18 protein-coding genes and 1 pseudogene are annotated in these 21,124 nt (G+C 71.2%); 13 read left to right on the top strand and 6 right to left on the bottom strand.

Going from position 1 to position 21,124, the window contains the following annotated elements; genetic code table 11:
- The first annotated feature begins 2 nt into the window (after positions 1 to 2).
- Genes R2B38_RS37150 through R2B38_RS37200 form a run of 11 tightly spaced genes read left to right on the top strand, consistent with a single transcriptional unit; the run spans position 3 to position 11,574 of the window.
- The gene (locus R2B38_RS37150) at positions 3 to 1,244 is read left to right on the top strand and encodes a glycosyltransferase (RefSeq protein WP_318020180.1); all 1,242 of its coding nucleotides are present in this window, start codon (positions 3 to 5) and stop codon (positions 1,242 to 1,244) included.
- Positions 1,241 to 2,494 carry a class I SAM-dependent methyltransferase gene (locus tag R2B38_RS37155; protein ID WP_318020181.1) on the top strand — a complete coding sequence of 418 codons (1,254 nt, stop codon included), beginning with the start codon at positions 1,241 to 1,243 and terminating at the stop codon, positions 2,492 to 2,494. Before R2B38_RS37150 ends, R2B38_RS37155 begins: the two co-directional genes overlap by 4 nt.
- Positions 2,491 to 3,285, top strand: a complete 795-nt coding sequence (locus R2B38_RS37160; RefSeq protein ID WP_033283317.1) for a sugar phosphate nucleotidyltransferase — start codon at positions 2,491 to 2,493, stop codon at positions 3,283 to 3,285. The genes R2B38_RS37155 and R2B38_RS37160 overlap by 4 nt, the downstream gene beginning before the upstream one ends.
- Complete coding sequence (locus tag R2B38_RS37165) at positions 3,282 to 3,929, top strand: PIG-L deacetylase family protein (RefSeq protein ID WP_318020182.1); 648 nt, start codon at positions 3,282 to 3,284, stop codon at positions 3,927 to 3,929. Before R2B38_RS37160 ends, R2B38_RS37165 begins: the two co-directional genes overlap by 4 nt.
- A 5-nt stretch (positions 3,930 to 3,934) precedes the next feature.
- Positions 3,935 to 4,960, top strand: a complete 1,026-nt coding sequence (locus R2B38_RS37170) for an SDR family oxidoreductase (RefSeq protein WP_318021888.1) — start codon at positions 3,935 to 3,937, stop codon at positions 4,958 to 4,960.
- The gene (locus R2B38_RS37175; protein ID WP_318020183.1) at positions 4,957 to 6,231 is read left to right on the top strand and encodes a DUF4910 domain-containing protein; all 1,275 of its coding nucleotides are present in this window, start codon (positions 4,957 to 4,959) and stop codon (positions 6,229 to 6,231) included. The genes R2B38_RS37170 and R2B38_RS37175 overlap by 4 nt, the downstream gene beginning before the upstream one ends.
- Entirely contained in the window at positions 6,228 to 7,526 is a 1,299-nt protein-coding gene (locus R2B38_RS37180) for a hypothetical protein (protein WP_318020184.1), read from the top strand. Before R2B38_RS37175 ends, R2B38_RS37180 begins: the two co-directional genes overlap by 4 nt.
- Complete coding sequence (locus R2B38_RS37185) at positions 7,523 to 8,470, top strand: glycosyltransferase family 2 protein (protein ID WP_318020186.1); 948 nt, start codon at positions 7,523 to 7,525, stop codon at positions 8,468 to 8,470. The genes R2B38_RS37180 and R2B38_RS37185 overlap by 4 nt, the downstream gene beginning before the upstream one ends.
- Positions 8,467 to 9,693 carry a polysaccharide pyruvyl transferase family protein gene (locus R2B38_RS37190; protein ID WP_318020187.1) on the top strand — a complete coding sequence of 409 codons (1,227 nt, stop codon included), beginning with the start codon at positions 8,467 to 8,469 and terminating at the stop codon, positions 9,691 to 9,693. The genes R2B38_RS37185 and R2B38_RS37190 overlap by 4 nt, the downstream gene beginning before the upstream one ends.
- The gene (rfbC, locus tag R2B38_RS37195) at positions 9,690 to 10,241 is read left to right on the top strand and encodes a dTDP-4-dehydrorhamnose 3,5-epimerase (RefSeq protein WP_318020188.1); all 552 of its coding nucleotides are present in this window, start codon (positions 9,690 to 9,692) and stop codon (positions 10,239 to 10,241) included. Before R2B38_RS37190 ends, rfbC begins: the two co-directional genes overlap by 4 nt.
- A 7-nt stretch (positions 10,242 to 10,248) precedes the next feature.
- On the top strand, positions 10,249 to 11,574 hold the full coding sequence (locus R2B38_RS37200; protein WP_318020189.1) for a glutamate-1-semialdehyde 2,1-aminomutase: 1,326 nt from the start codon (positions 10,249 to 10,251) through the stop codon (positions 11,572 to 11,574).
- Between the two features lie 7 nt (positions 11,575 to 11,581).
- Here R2B38_RS37200 and R2B38_RS37205 read toward each other — a convergent pair whose 3' ends face one another.
- The 6 genes from R2B38_RS37205 to R2B38_RS37230 form a co-directional block, all read right to left on the bottom strand.
- The gene (locus R2B38_RS37205; RefSeq protein WP_318020190.1) at positions 11,582 to 12,256 is read right to left on the bottom strand and encodes a phosphatase PAP2 family protein; all 675 of its coding nucleotides are present in this window, start codon (positions 12,254 to 12,256) and stop codon (positions 11,582 to 11,584) included.
- A 173-nt stretch (positions 12,257 to 12,429) separates the two neighbouring features.
- Positions 12,430 to 14,199: an RICIN domain-containing protein gene (locus R2B38_RS37210; RefSeq protein WP_318020191.1), complete on the bottom strand. Its 1,770-nt coding sequence runs from the start codon at positions 14,197 to 14,199 to the stop codon at positions 12,430 to 12,432.
- Between the two features lie 140 nt (positions 14,200 to 14,339).
- A complete protein-coding gene (locus R2B38_RS37215; RefSeq protein ID WP_318020192.1) occupies positions 14,340 to 15,161 on the bottom strand; it encodes a carbohydrate ABC transporter permease in 822 nt (273 codons plus the stop codon).
- Positions 15,158 to 16,141, bottom strand: a complete 984-nt coding sequence (locus R2B38_RS37220) for a sugar ABC transporter permease (protein ID WP_318020193.1) — start codon at positions 16,139 to 16,141, stop codon at positions 15,158 to 15,160. The genes R2B38_RS37215 and R2B38_RS37220 overlap by 4 nt, the downstream gene beginning before the upstream one ends.
- Before the next feature lie 81 nt (positions 16,142 to 16,222).
- Entirely contained in the window at positions 16,223 to 17,470 is a 1,248-nt protein-coding gene (locus R2B38_RS37225) for an extracellular solute-binding protein (protein ID WP_318020194.1), read from the bottom strand.
- A gap of 52 nt (positions 17,471 to 17,522) precedes the next feature.
- The gene (locus R2B38_RS37230) at positions 17,523 to 19,484 is read right to left on the bottom strand and encodes a glycoside hydrolase family 127 protein (protein ID WP_318020195.1); all 1,962 of its coding nucleotides are present in this window, start codon (positions 19,482 to 19,484) and stop codon (positions 17,523 to 17,525) included.
- Between the two features lie 254 nt (positions 19,485 to 19,738).
- Between R2B38_RS37230 and R2B38_RS37235 the strand changes: the two genes are divergently transcribed.
- Positions 19,739 to 20,758 carry a LacI family DNA-binding transcriptional regulator gene (locus R2B38_RS37235; RefSeq protein WP_318020196.1) on the top strand — a complete coding sequence of 340 codons (1,020 nt, stop codon included), beginning with the start codon at positions 19,739 to 19,741 and terminating at the stop codon, positions 20,756 to 20,758.
- 109 nt (positions 20,759 to 20,867) lie between these two features.
- Positions 20,868 to 21,085 (top strand): annotated as a pseudogene (locus R2B38_RS37240) (LacI family transcriptional regulator); the annotation flags it as partial.
- Positions 21,086 to 21,124: the final 39 nt, after the last annotated feature.

The raw sequence follows: 21,124 nt of genomic DNA on the forward strand, positions 1-21,124 counted from the left end.
GCATGCACATCATCGTGGTGCACAACCGCTACGGCTCCGCACAGCCGAGCGGGGAGAACAAGGTCGTCGACCAGGAGGTGGACCTGCTGCGCTCGGCCGGTCACCGGGTCGAGGTGTTCGAGCGGCGCAGCGACGACATCGGCGCCCGCTCCCTCCTCGGCAAGGTCGCGGTGCCGCTGCTCGTGCCGTGGAACCCGGCGGTGCGCACGGAACTCGCCGCCAAGCTGCGCGCCGAGCGGCCGGACGTGGTGCACGTCCACAACGTCTTCCCGCTCCTGTCGCCCGCGGTGCTCGCCGCCTGCGCCGACGCCGGGGTGCCCGCCGTCGCCACGCTGCACAACTACACCCAGGTCTGCCCGCCCGGCACGCTCCAGCGGGACGGCCGGCCGTGCACCGAGTGCGTCGGCTCGACACCGCTGCCCGCCGTCCGGCACGGCTGCTACCGCGACTCCCGCCTCGCGACGGTGCCGCTCGCCGTCAGCCTGTCGGTCAACCGGCGGCGCTGGTGGTCCGGCGTGGAGCGGTTCCTCTGCATCTCCGCGGCGCAGCGTGACGTCCTGGTGCGGTCCGGCATGCCGGCCGAGCGGCTGGCGGTGAAGCACAACTTCGTGCCGGATCCGGGCAGTTGCCGAACCGGTGACGGCGAGCACGTGCTCTATCTCGGCCGGCTCGCGGAGGCCAAGGGCGTCCGGCTGCTCATGACCGCGTGGGACGAGATCGCGGCGGGCGGCGGTGTCGGCGTACCGCTCGTGATCGCCGGCACCGGGCCGCTGGAGCCGGAGGTGACCGCCTGGGCCGCGGGCCGGGACGACGTGCGTTACGTCGGCCTGCTGGACACGGCGGAGTGCCAGAAGGCCATCGCGCGCTCGGTCGCCGTGGTGGCGCCCTCGACGTGGCTGGAGGCGTTCGGCCTGGTGGTCGTGGAGGCGATGGCGGCCGGGGTGCCGACCGTCGCCGCGGGCCACGGCGCCTTCGTCGAACTCGTCGAGGACGGCGTCACCGGGCTGCTGCACCGGCCGGGCGAGGCCGACTCGCTCGCGTCCTGCATACGCCGGATCGCGGCCGAGCCGGCCCGCAACCGGGAGATGGGGCAGGCGGCCCGGCGCCGCTACGAGCAGGGATTCAGCCCGGCCGTCGGCCTGGAGCGCCTGCTGGAGGAGTACCGCACCGCGATCGCGGGTCGGTCAGCACTGGCTCGCGGCGGGGACACCCGCGCGAGCAGGGGGGATGGGGACAGCACATGACACGATGCCGACTCTGCGGCTCGGAGGCGATGACGAGCGTCGTCGACCTGGGGGCGACACCACCGTGCGAGAGCTTTCTCGCCGCGGACCAACTGGACCTGCCGGAGCAGACGTACCCGCTGAACCTGCGGGTCTGCTCCGACTGCTGGCTCGCGCAGATACCGCCGCTGATCACGCCGGAGGAGACGTTCAAGGAGTACGCGTACTTCTCCTCGTTCTCGACCTCCTGGGTGGAGCACGCGCGCACGTACGTCGACGGCGCCGTACAGCGGCTGGACCTCGGCGCCGACGCCTTCGTGGTCGAAGTCGCCAGCAACGACGGCTACTTGCTGCGGCACGTGGTGGACCGGGGGATCCGCTGCCTGGGCATCGAGCCCTCGGTGAACGTCGGTGCCGCGGCGCGCGAGGCGGGGGTGCCCACGCGCACGGACTTCCTCAGCCCCGACACCGGCTCGGCCGTCCGCGCCGAGCACGGACCGGCGGACCTGGTCGTGGCCAACAACGTGTACGCGCACATCCCCGACGTCGTCGGATTCACCCAGGGGCTGCGCGCGCTGGTCGCCGACGACGGCTGGGTCTCCATCGAGGTGCAGCACCTGCTGACCCTGATCGAGGAGAACCAGTACGACACGATCTACCACGAGCACTTCCAGTACTACACGGTCGCCTCCGCGATCCGGGCCCTCGCGAGCGGCGGACTCGCCCTCGTGGACGTCGAGTTGCTGCCCACGCACGGCGGGTCCATCCGGCTGTGGGCCCGGCCGGCCGAGGTGGCGGGGGAGCCGTCGCAGCGGGTGGCCGACGTGCTGGCCCGGGAGAAGGCCGCCGGCCTGCAGGAGCTGTCGGGGTACACCGAGTTCTCCGCCCGGGTGGCCAAGGTGCGCCGGGATCTCCTGCGGTTCCTCGTCGAGGCGGCCGAGCGCGGCGAGACGGTCGTCGGCTACGGCGCCCCGGGCAAGGGCAACACCCTGCTCAACCACTGCGGCATCCGGCCCGACCTGCTCGCGTACACGGTCGACCGCAACCCGTACAAGCACGGCAGGTTCACCCCGGGCACCCGCATCCCGATCCTGCCGCCCGAGCAGATAGCAGCCGACAAGCCGGACTACGTCCTCGTCCTCCCCTGGAACCTGCGGGCCGAACTGGTCGAGCAGCTGTCCTACGTCCACGAGTGGGGCGGCCGGCTGGTCTTCCCCATCCCGGAACTGAGCATCGTCGAGGCGGCGCAGTCGAAAGAGGTCACAGCATGAAGGTCGTCCTGTTCTGCGGCGGTTACGGGATGCGCATGCGCAACGGAACCTCCGACGACGTGCCCAAGCCGATGGCGATGGTCGGACCGCGACCGCTGATCTGGCACGTCATGCGCTACTACGCGCACTTCGGGCACACGGAGTTCATCCTGTGCCTCGGCTACGGCGCCCACCACATCAAGGAGTTCTTCCTCAACTACGAGGAGACCGCCTCCAACGACTTCGTCCTGCGGGGCGGGCGCACCGAGCTGCTGTCCACCGACATCGCCGACTGGACGATCACCTTCGCGCAGACCGGCATCGAGTCACCGATCGGGGAGCGGCTGCGCCGGGTGCGGCACCATCTGGACGGCGACGAGATGTTCCTCGCCAACTACGCCGACGTGCTCACCGACGCCCCGCTGCCGGAGATGATCGACAAGTTCGCCCAGCGCGACGCCGGCGCGTCGATGATGGTCGTACCGCCCCAATCCTCCTTCCACTGCGTGGAGTTGGGCGAGGACGGTCTGGTGGGCGGTATCACCGCGGTGAGCGACATGCCGCTGTGGGAGAACGGCGGCTACTTCGTGCTCCGCCAGGAGGTCTTCGACCACATACCGGAGAACGGCGACCTCGTCGCCGACGGATGTGCCCAACTGGCCAAGCGGGGGCGGCTGGTGGCACACCAGCACCGCGGCTTCTGGAAGCCGACCGACACCGTGAAGGAGCGCGCCGCGCTCGACGAGGCCTACACCCGGGGCGACCGCCCGTGGGCCGTGTGGGAGCGGGACAGCGCGGGGGTGCGTGCGTGATCAGGCTCGGAGCCGGTCGACTCGACCGGATCGTGGCGGTGGGCGCGCACTGCGACGACATCGCCATCGGCGCCGGCGGCACCCTGCTGACGCTCTGTCAGGCGCGGCCGGGCATCCGCGTCGACGCGCTGGTGCTCTCCGGCGGCGGCAGCGAGCGCGAGCAGGAGGAGCAGGCCGCGCTCACCGCCTTCTGCCCCGGCGCCGACCTGCGGCTGACCGTGCACAAGCTGCCGGACGGCCGGCTGCCCACGCACTGGGACGAGGCCAAGGCCGCGGTCGAGGAACTGCGCGGACAGACCGACCCGGACCTCGTCCTGGCACCGCGCACGGACGACGCGCACCAGGACCACCGCGGCCTGGCGCGGCTGATACCCACCGCGTTCCGCGACCACCTCGTGCTCGGCTACGAGATCGTCAAGTGGGACGGCGATCTCGGCCGCATGGCGGCGTACCAGCCGCTGTCGCCGGAGACCGCCGAACAGAAGGTGCGGCTGCTGCAGGAGCACTACCCCTCGCAGCAGCACCGCCCCTGGTACGACCGGGAGGCCTTCCTCGGCCTCGCCCGGATCCGCGGCATCGAATGCCACGAGCGATACGCCGAGGCGTTCGCCGTCACCAAACTCACGCTCAACCTGGGGGGTTGAACACCTTGCGCGTACTACTGACCGGACACCAGGGATATCTGGGCACCGTGATGGCACCCGTCCTCACCGCCGCCGGACACGAGGTCGCCGGCCTCGACTCCGGCCTCTTCGCCGACTCCGTCCTCGGCCCGCAGCCTGCCGACCCGCCGGGCGTGCGGGTGGACCTGCGCGACGTCACCGCCGAGCACGTGGCCGGGTTCGACGCCGTGATCCACCTGGCCGCGCTCTCCAACGACCCGCTGGGATCGCTCGCGCCGGAACTCACCTACGACATCAACCACCACGCGTCCGTACGACTGGCAAAGCTGGCCCGCGACGCGGGAGTTGGACGCTTCCTGTACGCGTCGACCTGCTCCGTCTACGGCGCCTCGGGCGGCGACGACCTGGTCACGGAGGACGCCCCGCTGCGCCCGGTGACGCCGTACGCGGAGTCGAAGGTGCGGGTCGAGGACGACGTGCACGCGCTGGCCGACGACGACTTCACCCCGGTGTTCATGCGCAACGCCACCGCCTTCGGCTACTCGCCCCGGCTGCGCGCCGACATCGTACTGAACAACCTGGTGGGCCACGCGCTGCTGTCCGGCGAGGTGCTGGTGCTCTCCGACGGCACCCCCTGGCGCCCGCTGGTGCACGCCGCCGACATCGCCCGAGCCTTCACGGCCGCGCTGACCGCGCCGCGTGAGGCGGTGCACGACCGGGCGTTCAACATCGGCAGCGAGATCAACAACGTCACGGTCGCCGAGATCGCCGACCAGGTCGCCGAGGCGGTGTCCGGCGCGAAGGTCGTGATCACCGGGGAGAACGGCGCCGACCCGCGCTCCTACCGGGTGGACTTCTCCCGCTTCCGCACCGCCATCCCCGACTTCGACTGCGAGTGGACGGTGAAGCAGGGCGCGCTCGAACTCGCCGACGCCTACCGGAAGTTCGACCTGACCCGGGAGGACTTCGACCGCCGCTTCACCCGCCTCGCCGTGCTCAAGGCGGCCTCCGAGGCCGGCACCGTCGACGACACCCTGCGGTGGCGCCGATGACCGCTGTGGGCGAGGAGATGCACGCACTGGTGGAGCGGCTGTACCCGCTCTGCCGGAGCATCACCGGCGACGGGGTGCGCGCCACCCTGGACATCGTCGGCGAGTACCTCCCGCTGACCGTGCACGAGGTGCCGACCGGGACGCAGGTGCTCGATTGGACCGTTCCACAGGAGTGGAACATCCGGGACGCGTACATCGCCGACAGCACGGGCCGGCGGGTCGTCGACTTCGCCGAGTCCAGCCTGCACGTGCTCGGTTACAGCGTCCCGGTGTCGAGGACCATGCCGCTCACCGAGCTGCGCGCACACCTGCACACGCTGCCGGAGCACCCCAACTGGGTGCCGTACCGCACGAGTTACTACAAGCCGGAGTGGGGTTTCTGCCTGGCCCAGGCGACCCTGGACGCGCTGCCCGAGGGCGACTACGAGGTGCGGATCGACTCGACCCTCGCGGACGGCCACCTCACCTACGCCGAGCACGTGGTCCCCGGACAGGTCGCCGACGAGGTCATCGTCTCCTGCCACACCTGCCACCCGTCGCTGGCCAACGACAACCTGGCCGGCATCGCGGTCGCGACCTTCCTGGCCCGCGCACTGGCGGAGCAGACGCCGTACTACACCTACCGGTTCATCTACGCGCCCGGCACCATCGGGGCGATCACCTGGCTGGCCCGCAACGCGGACCGGATCGACCGGGTCAAGCACGGGCTCGTGCTGGCCTGCGCGGGCGACTCGGGTCAACTGACGTACAAACAAAGCCGACGCGGCGACGCGGAGATCGACCGCGTGCTGCGGCACGTACTTACCGCGTCCGAACGGCCGCACCACATCAACGAGTTCACGCCGTACGGCTACGACGAGCGGCAGTACTGCTCACCCGGGTTCAACCTCGGTGTGGGCTCGCTCAGCCGGACCCCGTACGCGGGCTACCCCGAGTACCACACCTCGGCGGACAACCCGGACTTCGTCTCCCCGGAGGCGATGGCGGACACCCTCGCCGTCTGCCGCGAGGCGTTCACCGTTCTCGACCGCAACCGCCGGTACCTCAACCTCAGCCCTTACGGCGAACCGCAGTTGGGCCGACGAGGGCTGTACGACGCGCTCGGCGGCCGCAGTGACACCAAGCAGGCGCAGATGGCCATGCTCTGGGTGCTCAACCTCTCCGACGGCGAGCACAGTCTGCTGGACGTCGCCGAGCGGTCCGGGCTCCCGTTCGACAGCGTCGCCACCGCGGCCGACGCCCTGCACGAGGCCGGACTGATCAAGACATGACATCGACGACCACCGACGGGGAGAAGGCCACGAAGCCGGCCCGGTCCGCCAAGCGGGCCCTCGTCGGCCGGCTCTCCTGGGGACTGGCCGACCAGGCGGCCTCCAGCATCAGCAACTTCGCGGTGGGCATCTACGTGGCCCGCTCGCTGGGGGTCACCGCCTTCGGCGTGTTCAGCCTCGCCTGGGTCACCTACGGCGTGGTGCTCAACGTCTCCCGCGGCCTGGCCACCGACCCGCTCGTGGTGCGCTTCAGCGGAGTGCCGGAGGCGGCCTGGCGCGGGGCGGTGGCCCGCTCGACGGGTACCGCGCTCTGCGTCGGCACGGCCCTCGGAGTGGTGTGCCTGGCCGCCGGGCTCGGTCTCGGCGGCCGGGTCGGGCCCGCGTTCGTCGCCCTCGCCGTCATGTTGCCGGGGCTGCTGCTCCAGGACGCCTGGCGGTTCTCGTTCTTCGCCGCCGGTGACGGGCGGAAGGCCTTCGTCAACGACATCGTGTGGGGCGTCGCGCTCGTCCCCGCCATGGTGGTGGCGGCCCATGTCGGCAGCGTGGCCGCCTTCGTGCTCGCCTGGGGCGCGTCCGCCACGGTCGCGGCGGGATACGGCTGCGTCCAGTCCGGCATCCGGCCCCGGACGGCACAGGCCCGCGGGTGGCTGCGCGAACAACGCGACCTCGGCTACCGCTACTTGGTCGAGAACGTCAGCCTCAGCGGCGCGAGCCAGCTGCGGGCGTACGGCCTCGGCGCGATCGTCGGCGTGAGCTCGGTGGGCGCGGTGCGCGGCGCCGAACTCCTGATGGGCCCGTTCCTCGCCGTGCTGATGGGGCTCTCACTGGTCACCGTCCCCGAGGCGGCCCGCGTGCTGCGGCGGGCCCCGCACCAACTGGGCAGGTTCTGCCTCTTCCTCGGCGGGGGACAGGCCGCCGGAGCGCTGCTCTGGGGCTCCGCGCTGCTGCTGATGCCGGGCAGGCTCGGCGAGCTGGCGCTCGGCGACGTCTGGCACTCCTCCTCGCACCTCCTCGTGCAGATCACCCTCAGCGTCGCGGGAGCGGGCCTCGGCACCGGCGCCGCGGCCGGGCTGCGCGCGCTCGGCGCGGCCCGGCGCAGCCTGAAGTGCCAGCTGTTCGCCTCCGCCTGCTACGTCGGCGGCGGACTCGGCGGAGCGGCCCTCGCCGGTACGGCCGGCTCGGCCTGGGGCGTCGCCGCCGCGACCATCAGCGGCTCGGCCGTGTGGTGGCTGCAACTGCGCTCCGCCCTGCGCGAGCACCACCGCGAAACCATCCCCGAAGTGAGGACCTCATGACCGACCGACCGAGGCTGAGCATCGGCCTGCCCGTGTACAACGGCGAGGAGTACCTGGCCGAGTCGTTCGACGCCCTGCTCGGCCAGACCTACGAGGACTTCGAACTGGTCGTCTCCGACAACGCCTCGACCGACGGCACCGAGGCGATCTGCCGCAAGTACGCCGGGCAGGACTCCCGCATCCGCTACCTCCGGCTGCCCCGCAACATCGGCGCGACCCCGAACCACAACCACGTGTTCGCCGAGTCCCGCGGCGAGCTGTTCAAGTGGGCCTCGCACGACGACCTCTACGGCCGCGACCTGCTGACGCGCTGCATAGAAGCGCTGGACGAGCGCCCGGACGTCATCCTCGCCCACACCGACCAGGCGGTCATCGACGGCGACGGCCAGGTGACGGTCCCCTACGAGTACACGCTCGCCACCGGCTCCCCGAGCGCGCCGGAACGCTTCCGCAGCCTGCTGTTCGAGCCCGGCGGCGACGACTTCTACGGTGTGATCCGCGCCGACGTGCTGCGCCGGGTGAAGCCCATGGACAGCTACCACCACGCGGACCGCACCTTCGTCGCCGAGATCACCCTGCACGGACGCTTCCACCAGGTCCCGGAACTCCTGTACTTCCGCCGCGACCACCCCACCCGCGCCGAACGCGCCAACCCCTCCAAGCGCGCCCGCTGCGTCAACCTCGACCCGCGCCGCGCGGGCGCCCTGCACCCGACGCCCCGGTTGCTCGCCGAGTACGTCTGGGGCTTCGCGTCCGCGATCCACCGGGCGCCGCTGTCCCCGGCCGACCGGCGCGCCTGCTACCGCCACCTGGCTTCCTGGATGACCAGCCGGGTCCGGCCGGGCGCGGGCGAGCGCGTCGAGGACCGCGCCCCGGTCGACCCGGCCCAACTCACGGTCTCCGTGGACGCCCTCGTCGCGGGCCGCGAGGGGAGGCACGCATGACGCCTGCGGCCTCAACTCCCGTGCGCGTAGGGGTGTTCGGCCTGCTCGGCTCCGGCAACCTCGGCAACGACGGGTCGCTCCAGGCCGTCCTCGGCTACCTCCGCGCCGACCACCCGGACGCGGTCGTGGACGCCCTGTGCGGCGGACCCGAGGCGGTGACGGCCCGGTTCGGGATCCCCGCCACCCGGCTGCACTGGAACCGCGCCGAGTACCGCACCGCGTCCCGCCTGGGCTCGATCGCGTCGAAGGGGCTGGGCAAGTTCGTCGACATCTTCCGCACCGCCGCCTGGGTGCGGAAGCACGACGTGGTGATCGTGCCGGGCATGGGCGTCCTGGAAGCGACCCTGCCGCTACGGCCCTGGGGCTTCCCGTACTCCCTGTTCCTGCTCTGCGCGAGCGGCCGGCTGACGGGCACCCGGGTCGCGCTGGTCAGCGTCGGCGCCGCCGAGATCCGCAACCGGCCCACCCGGGCCCTGGTCCGCTGGTCGGGGCGGCTGGCCGCCTACCGCTCCTACCGGGACGCTCAATCCCGGGACGCGATGCGGGCGATGGGCGTGGACACCGCGCGCGACGAGGTCTACCCGGACCTCGCGTTCTCCCTCCCGTCACCACCCGCGAACGCCCCCTCGGACACGCCGGGCACGGTGTGCGTAGGCGTCATGGACTTCCACGGCGGCAACGACGACCGCGCCCGGGCCGACGAGATTTACGCGCGCTACCTCGACGGGACGATCCGGTTCGTCCGCACGCTGGTCGAGGAGGGCAGGCCGGTCCGGCTGCTCACGGGCGACCGGTGCGACGCGACGGTGGTCGCCGCGATCCTCGAAGCGGTGGACTCCCCGTTGGTCACCGCGGCCGAACCGGCCTCCCTGGACGACCTGATGAGGGAGATGACGGCCGCTGACACCGTAGTGGCGGTCCGCTACCACAACCTGATCTGCGCGCTGAAGACCGGCACACCGGTGCTCGCCCTCAGCTATGCGGCGAAGAGCGACGCGCTCATGGAGCGGATGGGCCTCGGCGCGTACTGCCACCCGGCGCGCGAGGTCGACGCCGACCGGTTGCTGGAGCAATTCCGGTCGCTGGAGAAACGGTCGCCCGAACTTCGGCAGACGCTCACCGAGCGGAACGAGGCCGCCGCCCGTCAACTGCAGGACCAGTTCAGCTCGTTGACCGCGGCCGTGTTCCCCGCGACCGGCCACACTTCCCGGAAGGCTCCATGAAAGCGACCGAAGTCCCGGAGATCACCGGTGCGTTCCTCTTCGAGCCGACGCCGTACGCCGACGAACGAGGCTTCTTCTGCCGCACGTTCGACGCCGAGGTGGTCCGCTCGGTCGGCCTCGACCCGGACGCCTTCGTGCAGGACAGCGTGTCCCGCTCGGTCCGGGGCGTGGTGCGCGGCCTGCACCTGCGATCGGGCGCCGGCGAGGCCAAGTTGGTGCGCTGTTCGTACGGCCGGATCTTCGACGTCGTCGTGGACCTGAGGCCGGATTCTCCGACCTACCGCAACTGGACCTCCTTTGAACTCACGGGAGAAACACAACCAACTCTTTACATTCCGGCGGGATGCGCGCACGGTTTTCAAGCACTGACCGACACCGCCGACACCTCGTACCGGATCGACCGCCCGCACGATCCGGCCGAGGACGTGACCATCGCCTTCGACGACCCGGAGCTGGCTATTCCCTGGCCGCTGCCGGCTGCACTGATGTCCCAACGGGACCGGGAGGCGCCGAGCCTCGCCCAGGTCCTGAAGCACAGAGAAAGTTGAGGTCCCCGTGGACACCGAAGTGCTTGACCTGCCCCTGTCGCGGACAGCCAACGAGCGGCTGCACGCCATGATCCCCGGGGGCGCTCACACCTACGCCAAGGGCGACGACCAGTACCCCGAGAACCTGGCCCCCGTCATCAGCCACGGCAACGGTGCCCACGTGTGGGACCTCGACGGCAACCGCTACATCGAGTACGGCTCCGGCCTGCGGTCGGTCAGCCTCGGGCACGCCCACCCCCGCGTGCTCGAGGCGGTACGGCGGGAACTCGACCGCGGCAGCAACTTCGTCCGGCCGTCCATCGTGGAGGTCGAGGCCGCAGAGCGTTTCCTGGCCACGGTGCCGACCGCCGAGATGGTGAAGTTCGCGAAGAACGGCTCCGACGCCACAACTGCCGCTGTCCGCCTCGCTCGTGCCGCCACCGGGCGACCGCGGGTCGCCCTCTGCGGCGACCATCCGTTCTTCTCCGTCGACGACTGGTTCATCGGCACCACCCCGATGTCCGCCGGAATCCCGGCGGCGACCAACGAACTCACCGTCGCGTTCCCCTACGGCGACCTGGCCGCCACGGAGCAGCTGCTCACCCGGTACCAGGACGAGATCGCCTGCCTGATCCTCGAACCCGCCACCCACAGCGAACCACCGCCCGGTTACCTCGCCGGCCTGCGCGACCTGGCCCACCGGCACGGCTGTGTCCTGGTCTTCGACGAGATGATCACCGGCTTCCGCTGGTCCGAGGCGGGCGCCCAGGGCCTGTACGGCGTCGTCCCCGACCTCTCCACCTTCGGCAAGGCGCTGGGCAACGGATTCGCCGTCTCCGCGCTGGCCGGGCGCCGCGACCTGATGGAGCGGGGCGGACTGCGGCACTCCGGCGACCGGGTGTTCCTGCTCTCCACCACGCACGGCGCGGAAACGCACTCCCTGGCGGCCGCGATGGCCGTGCAGACCGTCTACACCGAAGAGGGCATCACCGCGCGGCTGCACGCCCTCGGCGAGCGGCTGGCCGCCGGTGTCCGCGAGGTCGCGGCCGGCATGGGCGTCGGCGACCACCTCGTCGTCCGGGGCAGGGCAAGCAACCTGGTCTTCGCCACCCTCGACGAGGACCTGCGGCCGTCGCAGGAGTACCGCACCCTGTTCCTGCGCCGACTCCTCGCGGGCGGCGTGCTGGCCCCCTCCTTCGTGGTGAGCAGCGCGCTCTCCGACGAGGACATCGACCGTACCGTCGACGTGGTGGCCGAGGCATGTGCCGTGTACCGCAAGGCACTTGACGCCGCCGACCCCACCCCCTGGCTGGCCGGACGACCGGTGCGGCCCGTGTTCCGCCGCACGGCGTGACGTGACGTCAGCGGTGGCCCCGCCGACCGGGCTCTGCCATCCGGTCGGCGATCCGGTCGACCAGCCACGCGGTCGCCGGAACCACCGCCAGCGCGGTGCACCAGCCGCCGAGGGCGTCGGTCGCGTAATGCGCGCCGAGGGCGACCTCGGCCCAGCCCATGGCGGCGCCGGCGGCCAGTGCCGAGGCGAGCACGAGTGACGTACCGGCCGTCCTGCCGAGGCCGAGCCGGTCCGTCGCGAACAGCGCCGCCATGAGGGCGAGCGCGGTGGCGAAGGCGGTGTGCCCACTCGGGTAGGACAGGTTGCCGGGGCCGTGGATGGTACGTCCCACCAGATGCTTGATGAGCGTGGTCGCCCCCACGGTCGTGCCGACCCCGGCCAGGACCAGCACTGCCGCCCGAGGACGTCGTAGCAGCAGGCAGATCACCACCCCGGCCACGATCAGCATCGCCGAGCCCGCGGGTTCCCCCAGGAAGTCCAGGGCCAGGGCGACATCGCGCCACGGCGGACGCACACTGTCCGCCGTGGGCGGGAGGATCCAGCGGTCCACCGTGCCGGGTTCGCTGTGCCCGGAGTACAGGACCCCGAGCGCGACGACCACCAGCACGGCGAGGACCGCGACCAGCCCGAGCCACGGGCGCGGCGACGGGGGCAGCACCGACGGCGCCGGCCGACCGGGCACACGTTCACCGCGACCGGTCGACCCGAGGGTGGTGACCTTGCTCCGCTGCCGCCCGCCGCGATCCAACCCGAGCCCCCGTCGTGTCCGATGCACTCCGCTCCTGGGCTGTACGCCTCGGCGCGAGCCGTCAGCACCCTAGCCGCAATCCTGTATGGAGGGGATGAACGGTCGCCTCAGCGTGCGGTGAGCTTCCACAGGTGGTCGGCGGTGCCGTTGTCGGACCACTGCAGGACCTGGGCACCGGAGGTGGTGCTCATCTGGTCGACGCCGAGCAGGAGCCCGCTGTTGTAGTTGGCGATCTTGGCGTAGCCGTCGCGGGCCGGAACGACCTGCCAGAGGTGGTCGGCGGTGCCGTTGTCGCCCCAGATCAGGGCCGTACCGCCGTTGGCGGTGCCCGCGTTGGTGATGCCGAGGAGCAGGCCGCTCTTCTGGTTGACGATCTTGTAGAGGCCCTGGCCCGCGGCCACGAGGGTCCAGTTCTGGTCGGTGCCCGTGGTGGACGTGGCCTGGACGACCGAAGTGCCTTGTGGGGTGGCCGCGTTGAGGGTGTCCAGGGCGAGGCCGCTGTTCTTGTTGGTGATCTGGTAGCGCCCGGCCAGGGACGTCGAGGTGCCGCCGGAGGTGATCGTCAGGTGGTAGCCGTCGGCGGCGTTCATCGTGACCGGCACGGTGATGGAGCCGTTCGAGACGGCGTAGTCCGCGTCGGAGACGGTGATCGGGCCCGGGGAGGCGGTGGTGCGGCCCGTGTCGGGGCTGTACTCCAGCTTCACGTGGACGGTGCTGCCGTAGGCCGACAGCGAGGAGAGCCCGTTGACCGTGACGGCGCAGGAGCCCGTGCAGCCGCCGGCGACGACGCTGATCTGGTTCCGCGCGCTGTTGAGGGAGGCGAGACCGTCGATGCCGGTCTGGGCGGGCGGTGTGGTGGTGAGCATGGTCCCGGACATGTCGCCGTACCACTTGTACGTCCAGTAGGAGCCGTTGGGCGAGCCGCCGGTGTCGGTCAGGGTGTCGCCGAGGGTGCCGTAGTGGTTCCAGAAGGCCAGCTCGGCGTCGCGGACGCCCGCCCGCTCGAACTTGGCGGCGTAGCCGATGAGCGCGCCCGAGTTCCCCATCTCGGTGGGCGTGCCGTACTCCTCGATGGCGATCGGACGCGGGCTGATGCCGAGGCTGCTCTCCAGCGAGCGGTAGGCCGCGACATGGGCGGCGATGCCCGAGCTGCCCTGGAGCTCGTGCCAGGCGATGACGTCGGGGACCGTACCGCTCGCCTTGGCGTCGGTGAGGAACGTGGTCATCCAGGACTGGTTCCACGCCGAGTAACTCGGGCCCTGGATCGGGGTGGTGGCGTCCTTGGCGCGGACCTCCTTGAACGTACGGGCCCAACCGGCGTCGAAGGCGCCCGCGTTGGTGGTGTCCCAGGTCCAGTCCGGCTCGTTCCACAGCTCGTACGCGCCGATGTTGGTGGCACCGGAGGCCTTCACCGAGGCGACCTGCTGGTCGACCGCCGCGAGCCAGTTGCTCCAACTCACCCACTGGTAGGGGAAGTTCGGGTACCAGTCCGGCATCCGTACGACGACCTTCGCCCCCGCGGCCGCGGCCTTCGGGGCGACGACCAGGGCGTCACCCGCGGGCGCCGGCTCCCCGTTGGGGAGTTGGCTGCCGCCGGGCGCCATCTGGACGAACGTGTTGGGCTTCAGGGCCTGGACGAGGCTGTCGCTCGGGGTGCTCGCGTTGGCGAGGCCGTAGAGGCTGCCCGTGGCGACGTGGGTGACGGAGCGCAGGTTCTGCGCGGCGTTGACGACCAAGGTGGTGGCCGACGTGGGGACCGCCTGGGCGGGTGCGCCCGTCAGGGCGACGGCGGTGGCGGCGAGGGCGGTGGCCGTCACGGCGGCGCCGAGGCGGCCGAGGGGCGCTCTGGAACGGTGATGGCGGCTCAGGTATGACATCAGCGGCTCTCCTGAGGAAGGGAGGGGGACTTGCCAAGCGCGGTGCGGGAGTTGAGATGCGGTGCGGAGACGGCTCGGGGAGGCGGCGGCGGACCGCGGCCCCGCCCTGCCGGTGGGCGCGGGGCGGCCGGCACCGCGGATCAGTCCTTGACCGCGCCGGCGGTCACGCCCGCGGCGACGTAGCGCTGGGCGAGGACCAGGAGGACGGCGGCCGGGATGGACGCGACGACGGCGGTGGCCATGATCGCGTTCCACTCCTGGTTGTTGTTGCCGATGTACTTGTAGATGCCGAGGGTGATCGGCCGCCAACTTCCGCCGCCGTCGAGGGTGTTGGCGAAGACGAAGTCGGACCAGGCCCACAGGAAGCTGAACAGCGAGACCGTGACGATCGCGTTGCGGCTCACCGGGAGCACCACGGACACGAAGGTGCGCCAGGTGCCGGCGCCGTCGATGCGGGCCGCGGAGATGAGCTCGCCGGGGATGCCCGACATGAAGGCGGTGAAGATCATCACGCCGAACGGCACGGCGATGGTGGAGTCCGCGACGATCAGCCCCCACCAGGAGTTGAGCAGGCCGAGGTCGAGGAAGATGCCGTAGAAGCCCATCGCCATGACGATGCCGGGGATCATCTGGGCGACCAGCAGGGCGAGCCCGAGGGTTCCGCCGCCCAGCGGGCGGAGTTTGGCCAGGGCGAAGCCGGCCGGGGCGGCGAGGACGAGGGTGAGGGCGACCGTGCCGAGGCCGATGAGGAGGCTGGTGCCGAGGTAGGGCAACTGGTCGTCCAGGACGGCCCGGTAGCCCTCGAAGGTGGGGTGCAGGGGCAGCAGGTCGGGCGGGGTCTTGCGCATGTCCTGCTGCGGGGTGAGGGACACGTTGATCATCCAGTACACCGGGAACAGCATCAGGGCGGTCAGCAGGACGCCGATGACGGTGTAACGGCGCTTTCCCGTACGGGACTTCACGCTTCCTGCCTCCTCTGGACGCGGATGTGGAGCAGGCCGAAGACGAGCGCGATGAGGATGAGGATGTCGCCGACGGCCGCGCCGGGGCCGAACTTCGGCAGCAGCGTGCCGAAGCCGAGCTGGTACGACCAGGTGGCGAGCGTGGACGACGCGTCGCCCGGACCGCCCTTGGTCATGATCCAGATCAGGTCGAACACCTTGAGCGTGTAGACGAGTCCGAGGAGCAGGGTGATCGCCGACACCGGGCGCAGCAGCGGGAAGGTGATCCGCCGGAACTGCTGCCAGGCCCCGGCCCCGTCCAGGGCCGCGGCCTCGTAGAGCTCCCCGGGGATGTTCTGCAGCCCGCTGTAGAGGATGACGAGGTTGAACGGGATGCCGATCCAGATGTTCGCGATGACCACCGAAGTCAGCGCCCAGTCGGGCGAGTTGAGCCAGTCCACCGGGGACACGCCCACCAGGTGCAGGGCGTAGTCGATGACACCGGACTCGCTGTTGAACATCCACGCCCAGGTCGACGCCGACACGATCAGCGGCAGCAGCCAGGGGATCAGGAACAGGGCGCGCAGGGTCGCGGCCAGCCGGAAGTGCCGGTTGAAGAAGACCGCGAGGGCGAGCCCGGCCACGTACTGGAACGCGATCGACGCGAAGGTGAAGACCAGGGTGTGGCGCATCGCCGGGCCGAACGTGGGGTCGTCCAGGACGGTCCGGAAGTTGTCGAGGCCGGAGAAGGGCGCGTCCCCCTGCACGAACGACCGCACGGTGTAGTCACGCAGGCTCAGGTCGAGGTTGCGGTAGAGCGGATAGAGGTAGAAGGCGGCGAGGTAGCCGACCAGCGGCGCGACGAAGGCCAGCGCGACGAGCCGGCTCCTACGACGCTGTCGGCGCCGCGGGTCCGACGCGTCGGACCGTTGTCCGGTGCCGGTCGCCCCGGACCTGGCCGGGGACCGCTGCGAGCGGCGGTCGACGCGGGCGATGGTCATGCGTACTCCTGGATGCGGGTGGCGTGTCCGGACGGACGCGATGGGGACGCGGTTTCCGGAGGGGTTCGGAGGCCCGGGGTGTCAGCCCTTGCCCGCGGCCGTCTGGGCGGCGTCGAGGGCCGCCTGCGGGCTCTTGCCGCCCGACAGGGCGTTCTGCACGGCGGTCCACAACGGCTGGGAGATCGTCGGGTACTTGGTGCCCAGACCGCCGCTGGTGCGGCCGCGCGCCGCGGCCACCGCTCCGACCCATGGCTTCAACTCCGGGTTCTGCTTCACCTGTTGGGCCTGCACCTGGGCGGTGGGCGCCACGTAGGTGAGGGTCGTGTCGGTGGTCAGCAGGTTCGCGGAGTTCGTCAGACAGGTGACGATCTTCTTGCTGACGTCGTAGCGGGAGGTGTCCTTCTGCACCGGCACGGTGACGAACTCGCCGCCGGTCGGCACCGGCGCCGAACCGCCGTTCTGCCCGGGGATGTTGATGACGCCGTACGGGAAGCCTGCCTTGTCGGCGTTGCCGAGCTGCCAGGTGCCGTTCTCGCTGAACGCGTAGTCGCCGGTGGCGAACTCCTGCCAGCTGGTGGTCTGGGTGTTCTGCAGGACGTCCTTCGGCGCGTATCCGCCGTCGACCCACTGCTTCCACAGCGTCAACGCGGCTGTTCCCTCGGGGGAGTTGAGCTTGGTGAGATCGCCGCCCGCGCCCCAGAACCAGGGCAGGAACTGGAAACTGCCCTCCTCCGTGTTGATCGCGGAGAACGTGATGCCCTTCTTGCCCGCGGACTTGACCTTCTTCAGCGCCGCCGTGAGGGAGGCCCAGTCCTTGACGGACGCCGGGTCGACGTGGGCCGCGGTCAGGATTTTCTTGTTGTAGTAGAGCGCGAGGGTGTTGGCGCCGATCGGCACCCCGTAGGAGGCGTTGTCGATGACGCCCGCGCCGAGGATGTTCTTCTGGATCGACGACGTGTCGAGGCCGAGGTCGCTGGTCCTGTTGAGGATTCCCGCCTCCACCAGCGTGGAGACGACCGGGTTGTCCACCAGCATCACGTCCGGCGCGTTGCCCTGCTGGGCGGCGAGCAGCGCCTTGTTGCCCAGGTCCGTGGTGTCCATGCTGGTGCGCTTGACCTTGACCCCGGCGGCGGTGCCGCACTTGGTGACGAGCTTGCCCCACGCCGAGGAGGCGTCGAACTGCGGGTAAGGGTCCCAGAAGTTGTACGTCCCGCCGGCCTTCCCGGAACCGGACGCGGAGGAGTCGGAACCCCCGCCGCAGGCGGCGACAGAGGTGAGCGCGCCGACGGCGGCTATGGCGGTGAGGAGGGTGCGGCGGGTGTTTCTCACGGTGACCTCGTTGTCTTGGTGCGGCTCGTAGGAGGGGGCAGGTGGTGCGGGGTCAGGAGGTGGGCAGCCAGACGCGCATGGCGCCGTCCTGGCGGTTGGCCCAGGCGTAGTAGGGGATCGCGGTGAGCTCGACCAGGTCGCCGGCCGGTGCGGCGCCGGGTGCGGGGGCCCGGTACGGCCACCAACTCCCGTCGTCCGCAAGGCGCCTGCGGTACCCGGCCGCGACGACGGTGGTGACCCCGCCGAGCAGATCCGGGCGCTGCTTCACGGCGAGCGGGCGGGTGGCGTCGAGGACGATGTCGTCCAGACCGCCGCCGGGGACGTCCACCTGCTCCAGGCAGTACACGAGCGGCCCGCGCTCGATCGCCGCACAGCCGCGCACGGCGTCCACCCGCGGGTCGGCGGCGGTCAGCCGGGGTTCGAGCACCAGCTCCAGGACGACCGAGTCGCCCCGCGCCCAGGTCCGCTCGAGGCGCAGCCATCCGTCCTCGACCGGCGCGTCCGAGTGGTCGTACGACAACTCCCCGACGCGCACCCGGAATTCGCGGCACCACTGCGGGACGCGCAGGGACAGGGTCCACGGCCGGTCGGGGGTGTCCTCGACGGTGAGGGCGATCGTGCCGTGCCAGGGGTAGTCGGTCTCGGTGCGGACGGACATCCCGCCGTAGGAGTAGCGGCCGGTGGTGAACTGGTGGATCTGCAGGCCCTGTTCGTCACCGGACGCGAGGTAGTGCTCCAGCGAGGCCAGCAGCCGCATCACGTTCGGCGGGCAGCAGGCGCAGCGGAACCAGCGGGTGCGGCGGGCCGACTGGTCGCCGCCGGGGTCGGTGTGGCCGTCGCGGACCTGGAGCGGGTTGACGTACAGCCAGCGCTCTCCGTCGAGCGACACCCCGGCCAGGAAACCGTTGTACAGGGTGCGTTCGATCAGGTCGGAGTAGCGGGCCTCGCCGGTGAGCAGGGCCATCCGCCAGCTCCACTGGACGGACGCGATGGCGGCGCAGGTCTCGCAGTAGGCGCGCTCGTTGGGGAGTTCGTACGGGTCGCCGAAGTCCTCCTCGTCGTGGTGCGCGCCGAGGCCGCCGGTGAGGTGGGTCTTGGTCGTGGTCATCGCCCGCCACAACCGCTCGGCAGCCGCCAGGAGTTCGGCGTCCCCGGTCTCGGTCGCCAGGTCCGCGGCGGCGGCCAGCAGGTACAACTGCCGTACGGCGTGGCCCTCCACGGTGTCCGCCTCACGCAGCGGCACCCGGTCCTGGCAGTACGCCTCGCCGCCCAGCAGGCCGTGGCCGAACCGGTCGACGAAGTAGCCGGCCAGATCGAGGTAGCGGCGCTCGCCGGTCTCCCGGTACAGCTCCACCAGGGCGGTCTCGACCTCGGGGTGGCCGTCGATGCCGTCGATCTCCTTGCCGCTGCCGGGCAGGCCGAACACGGAGTCGATGTGGTCGGCGAACCCGCGGGCCACGTCCAGGAGTTGGGGCCGGCCGGTGGCACGGTGGTGGGCGACGGCCGCCTGGATGAGATGGCCGGCGCAGTACAACTCGTGGCCCCAGCGCAGGTCCTTGTACCGCTCGCCGCCCTTGAGCAGCTGGAACCAGGTGTTCAGGTAGCCGTCGGGCTGCTGCGCGCCGGCGACCAGGGTGACGATCCGGTCGACCTCCAACTCCAGCTCGGGGTCGGGGTGTTGCGCGAGCTGCCAGGAGGCGGCCTCCAGCCACTTGTAGACGTCCGTGTCCACGAACGGGTACGCGCCCCGGAACTCGCCCTCGACCGTGCCCGCCGCCAGCCGCAGGTTGTGCAGATTCCCCGCCGACTCCAGCAGGCCGGGGCCCTGCGGGAGCGAGACGCGCGTGTTCACCTCGCGGCGGGTGCTCCAGAAGCCGGCGCGCACCTCGGCCGCGGCGGGCGCGAGTGCCGCCTTGGCACCCGGGCCGAGGCGGACCGGCCCGGTGGACGCGCCCGCCTGTTCGGACGGGGCCGGGGCCGAGGAGGGCAGCGCGGTGGAACGTGGGCGGGGCATGGCTCTCCGGAGAGGTAGGTGGGAAGCAGGTCGGGGACGCGAGGCGCGTCAGGGCGTCCCTGAGGCCGGACGGGCATTGCTCCGTCTCTCGAACCCGTTTAGGAAAACGTTTTTCTGCCGGGAAAGGTAGGAACGGGACCGAGGGCGCGTCAAGGGGTCCGCCCAAACATTTTCCTGGCCTGGTGAGGGCTGGCCAGGCGGCGTGATCGGTGCCAGGATGCAGCTGCCGATGTCGTCAGGGAAAAGGATTGCGCGTGACCGCCGTTCCAAGTCTTCCGCCCACCGGGCGGGCGAAGCTGGCCGACGTGGCCAAGCTGGCCGGTGTCAGTGTCGGGACGGCCTCGAAGGCGCTGAACGGCAGTGGGAACATGCGCCCGGAGACCCGCCAGCGGGTTCTGGACGCCGTCGAAGAGCTCGACTTCCGCCCCAATCAGCAGGCGCAGAGCCTGCACACCGGCCGCAGCTGGACGGTCGGGCTGATGACGACGGACGGTATAGGCCGCTTCAGCACGCCCGTCCTCCTCGGCGCCGAGGACGCGCTCGGCGCCGGAAAGATCTCCGTGCTGCTGTGCGACACCCGCGGCGACGCCATCCGCGAGCAGCACCACCTGCGCAACCTCATGGACCGCCGGGTGGACGGCATCATCGTGACCGGCCGCAGGACGGACCCGCGTCCGCCGCTGAACGGCATCGAACCGATCCCGACGGTCTACGCGCTCTCGCCGTCCACCGACCCGGACGACATCTCCGTCGTGTCCGACGACCGGAGCGGAGCCAAGCTGGCCATCGAGCATCTGCTGGGCACCGGCCGCGGCCGGATCGCGCACATCACAGGCCCGGCCCACCACGCGGCCGCCCGCGACCGCGCCCACCACACCCTCGAACTCCTCAAGCACGCCGCCATGGAACTCGCCACCGGCCGGGTCCACTTCGGGGAGTGGAGCGAGGCATGGGGCCGCAGAGCGGCCGAAGCGGTGCTGCGTACGGCACCGGACACGGACGCCTTCTTCTGCGGCAACGACCAGATCGCCAGAGGCGTCGCCGACGCGCTGCGCGAGAACGGCCTGGACGTGCCCGGCCGGGTGTCGATCGTGGGCTACGACAACTGGGACGTCATGGCCCTGGCCTCCCGACCGCCCCTCACCACGATCGACACGGACCTCTCCGAGATCGGCCGACAGGCCGCCCTCCTGCTCCTGGACGCCATCAACTCCGAGCCGGCGCCCGGCCTGCACAGCGTTCCCTGCCGGCTGGTGGTGCGCGAATCCACCTGAGATGTCGGGTGAGTTGGGGAAGCGGAGCACACCCTGACCGCCGCCGAGATCCGGGCGGCGCGCGTGAAGAGCTCCGGACGACAGCCGCACGTGCCCCTCGCCCCGGGCGCGGGTCCGCGGTTACCGCACGGCCATGCGGCGGCACGGTCCGGACGCGCACATCAGGGTGCTGCGCGGCGACAACACCGAGGCGGCCGGCTCTTCCGCCTGAGCTGGCTCGACCTGACCACGGTCAGCCAGGGGGCCGAGGCGCAGGCGCGCTACCCGGTGGCCGCCGTGGAACGCCTCGACCAGGGCCGTACGGAGTCGGCTTCCGGGGACCAGTGACGGGAGCGCGGAAGGGCATGCCCTCACCGCTCTCCCGTC

The organism is Streptomyces sp. N50, assembly GCF_033335955.1.
In the GTDB taxonomy this organism is placed as follows: Bacteria; Actinomycetota; Actinomycetes; order Streptomycetales; family Streptomycetaceae; genus Streptomyces.

Excerpts from the sequence above, each read along its gene's own strand:
- R2B38_RS37150 (WP_318020180.1), top strand. The coding sequence starts at position 3 with ATGCACATCATCGTGGTGCACAACCGCTACGGCTCCGCACAGCCGAGC.
- R2B38_RS37155 (WP_318020181.1), top strand. The coding sequence starts at position 1,241 with ATGACACGATGCCGACTCTGCGGCTCGGAGGCGATGACGAGCGTCGTC.
- R2B38_RS37160 (WP_033283317.1), top strand. The coding sequence starts at position 2,491 with ATGAAGGTCGTCCTGTTCTGCGGCGGTTACGGGATGCGCATGCGCAAC.
- R2B38_RS37175 (WP_318020183.1), top strand. The coding sequence starts at position 4,957 with ATGACCGCTGTGGGCGAGGAGATGCACGCACTGGTGGAGCGGCTGTAC.
- R2B38_RS37180 (WP_318020184.1), top strand. The coding sequence starts at position 6,228 with ATGACATCGACGACCACCGACGGGGAGAAGGCCACGAAGCCGGCCCGG.
- R2B38_RS37185 (WP_318020186.1), top strand. The coding sequence starts at position 7,523 with ATGACCGACCGACCGAGGCTGAGCATCGGCCTGCCCGTGTACAACGGC.
- R2B38_RS37190 (WP_318020187.1), top strand. The coding sequence starts at position 8,467 with ATGACGCCTGCGGCCTCAACTCCCGTGCGCGTAGGGGTGTTCGGCCTG.
- rfbC (WP_318020188.1), top strand. The coding sequence starts at position 9,690 with ATGAAAGCGACCGAAGTCCCGGAGATCACCGGTGCGTTCCTCTTCGAG.
- R2B38_RS37210 (WP_318020191.1), bottom strand. The coding sequence starts at position 14,199 with ATGTCATACCTGAGCCGCCATCACCGTTCCAGAGCGCCCCTCGGCCGC.
- R2B38_RS37220 (WP_318020193.1), bottom strand. The coding sequence starts at position 16,141 with ATGACCATCGCCCGCGTCGACCGCCGCTCGCAGCGGTCCCCGGCCAGG.
- R2B38_RS37230 (WP_318020195.1), bottom strand. The coding sequence starts at position 19,484 with ATGCCCCGCCCACGTTCCACCGCGCTGCCCTCCTCGGCCCCGGCCCCG.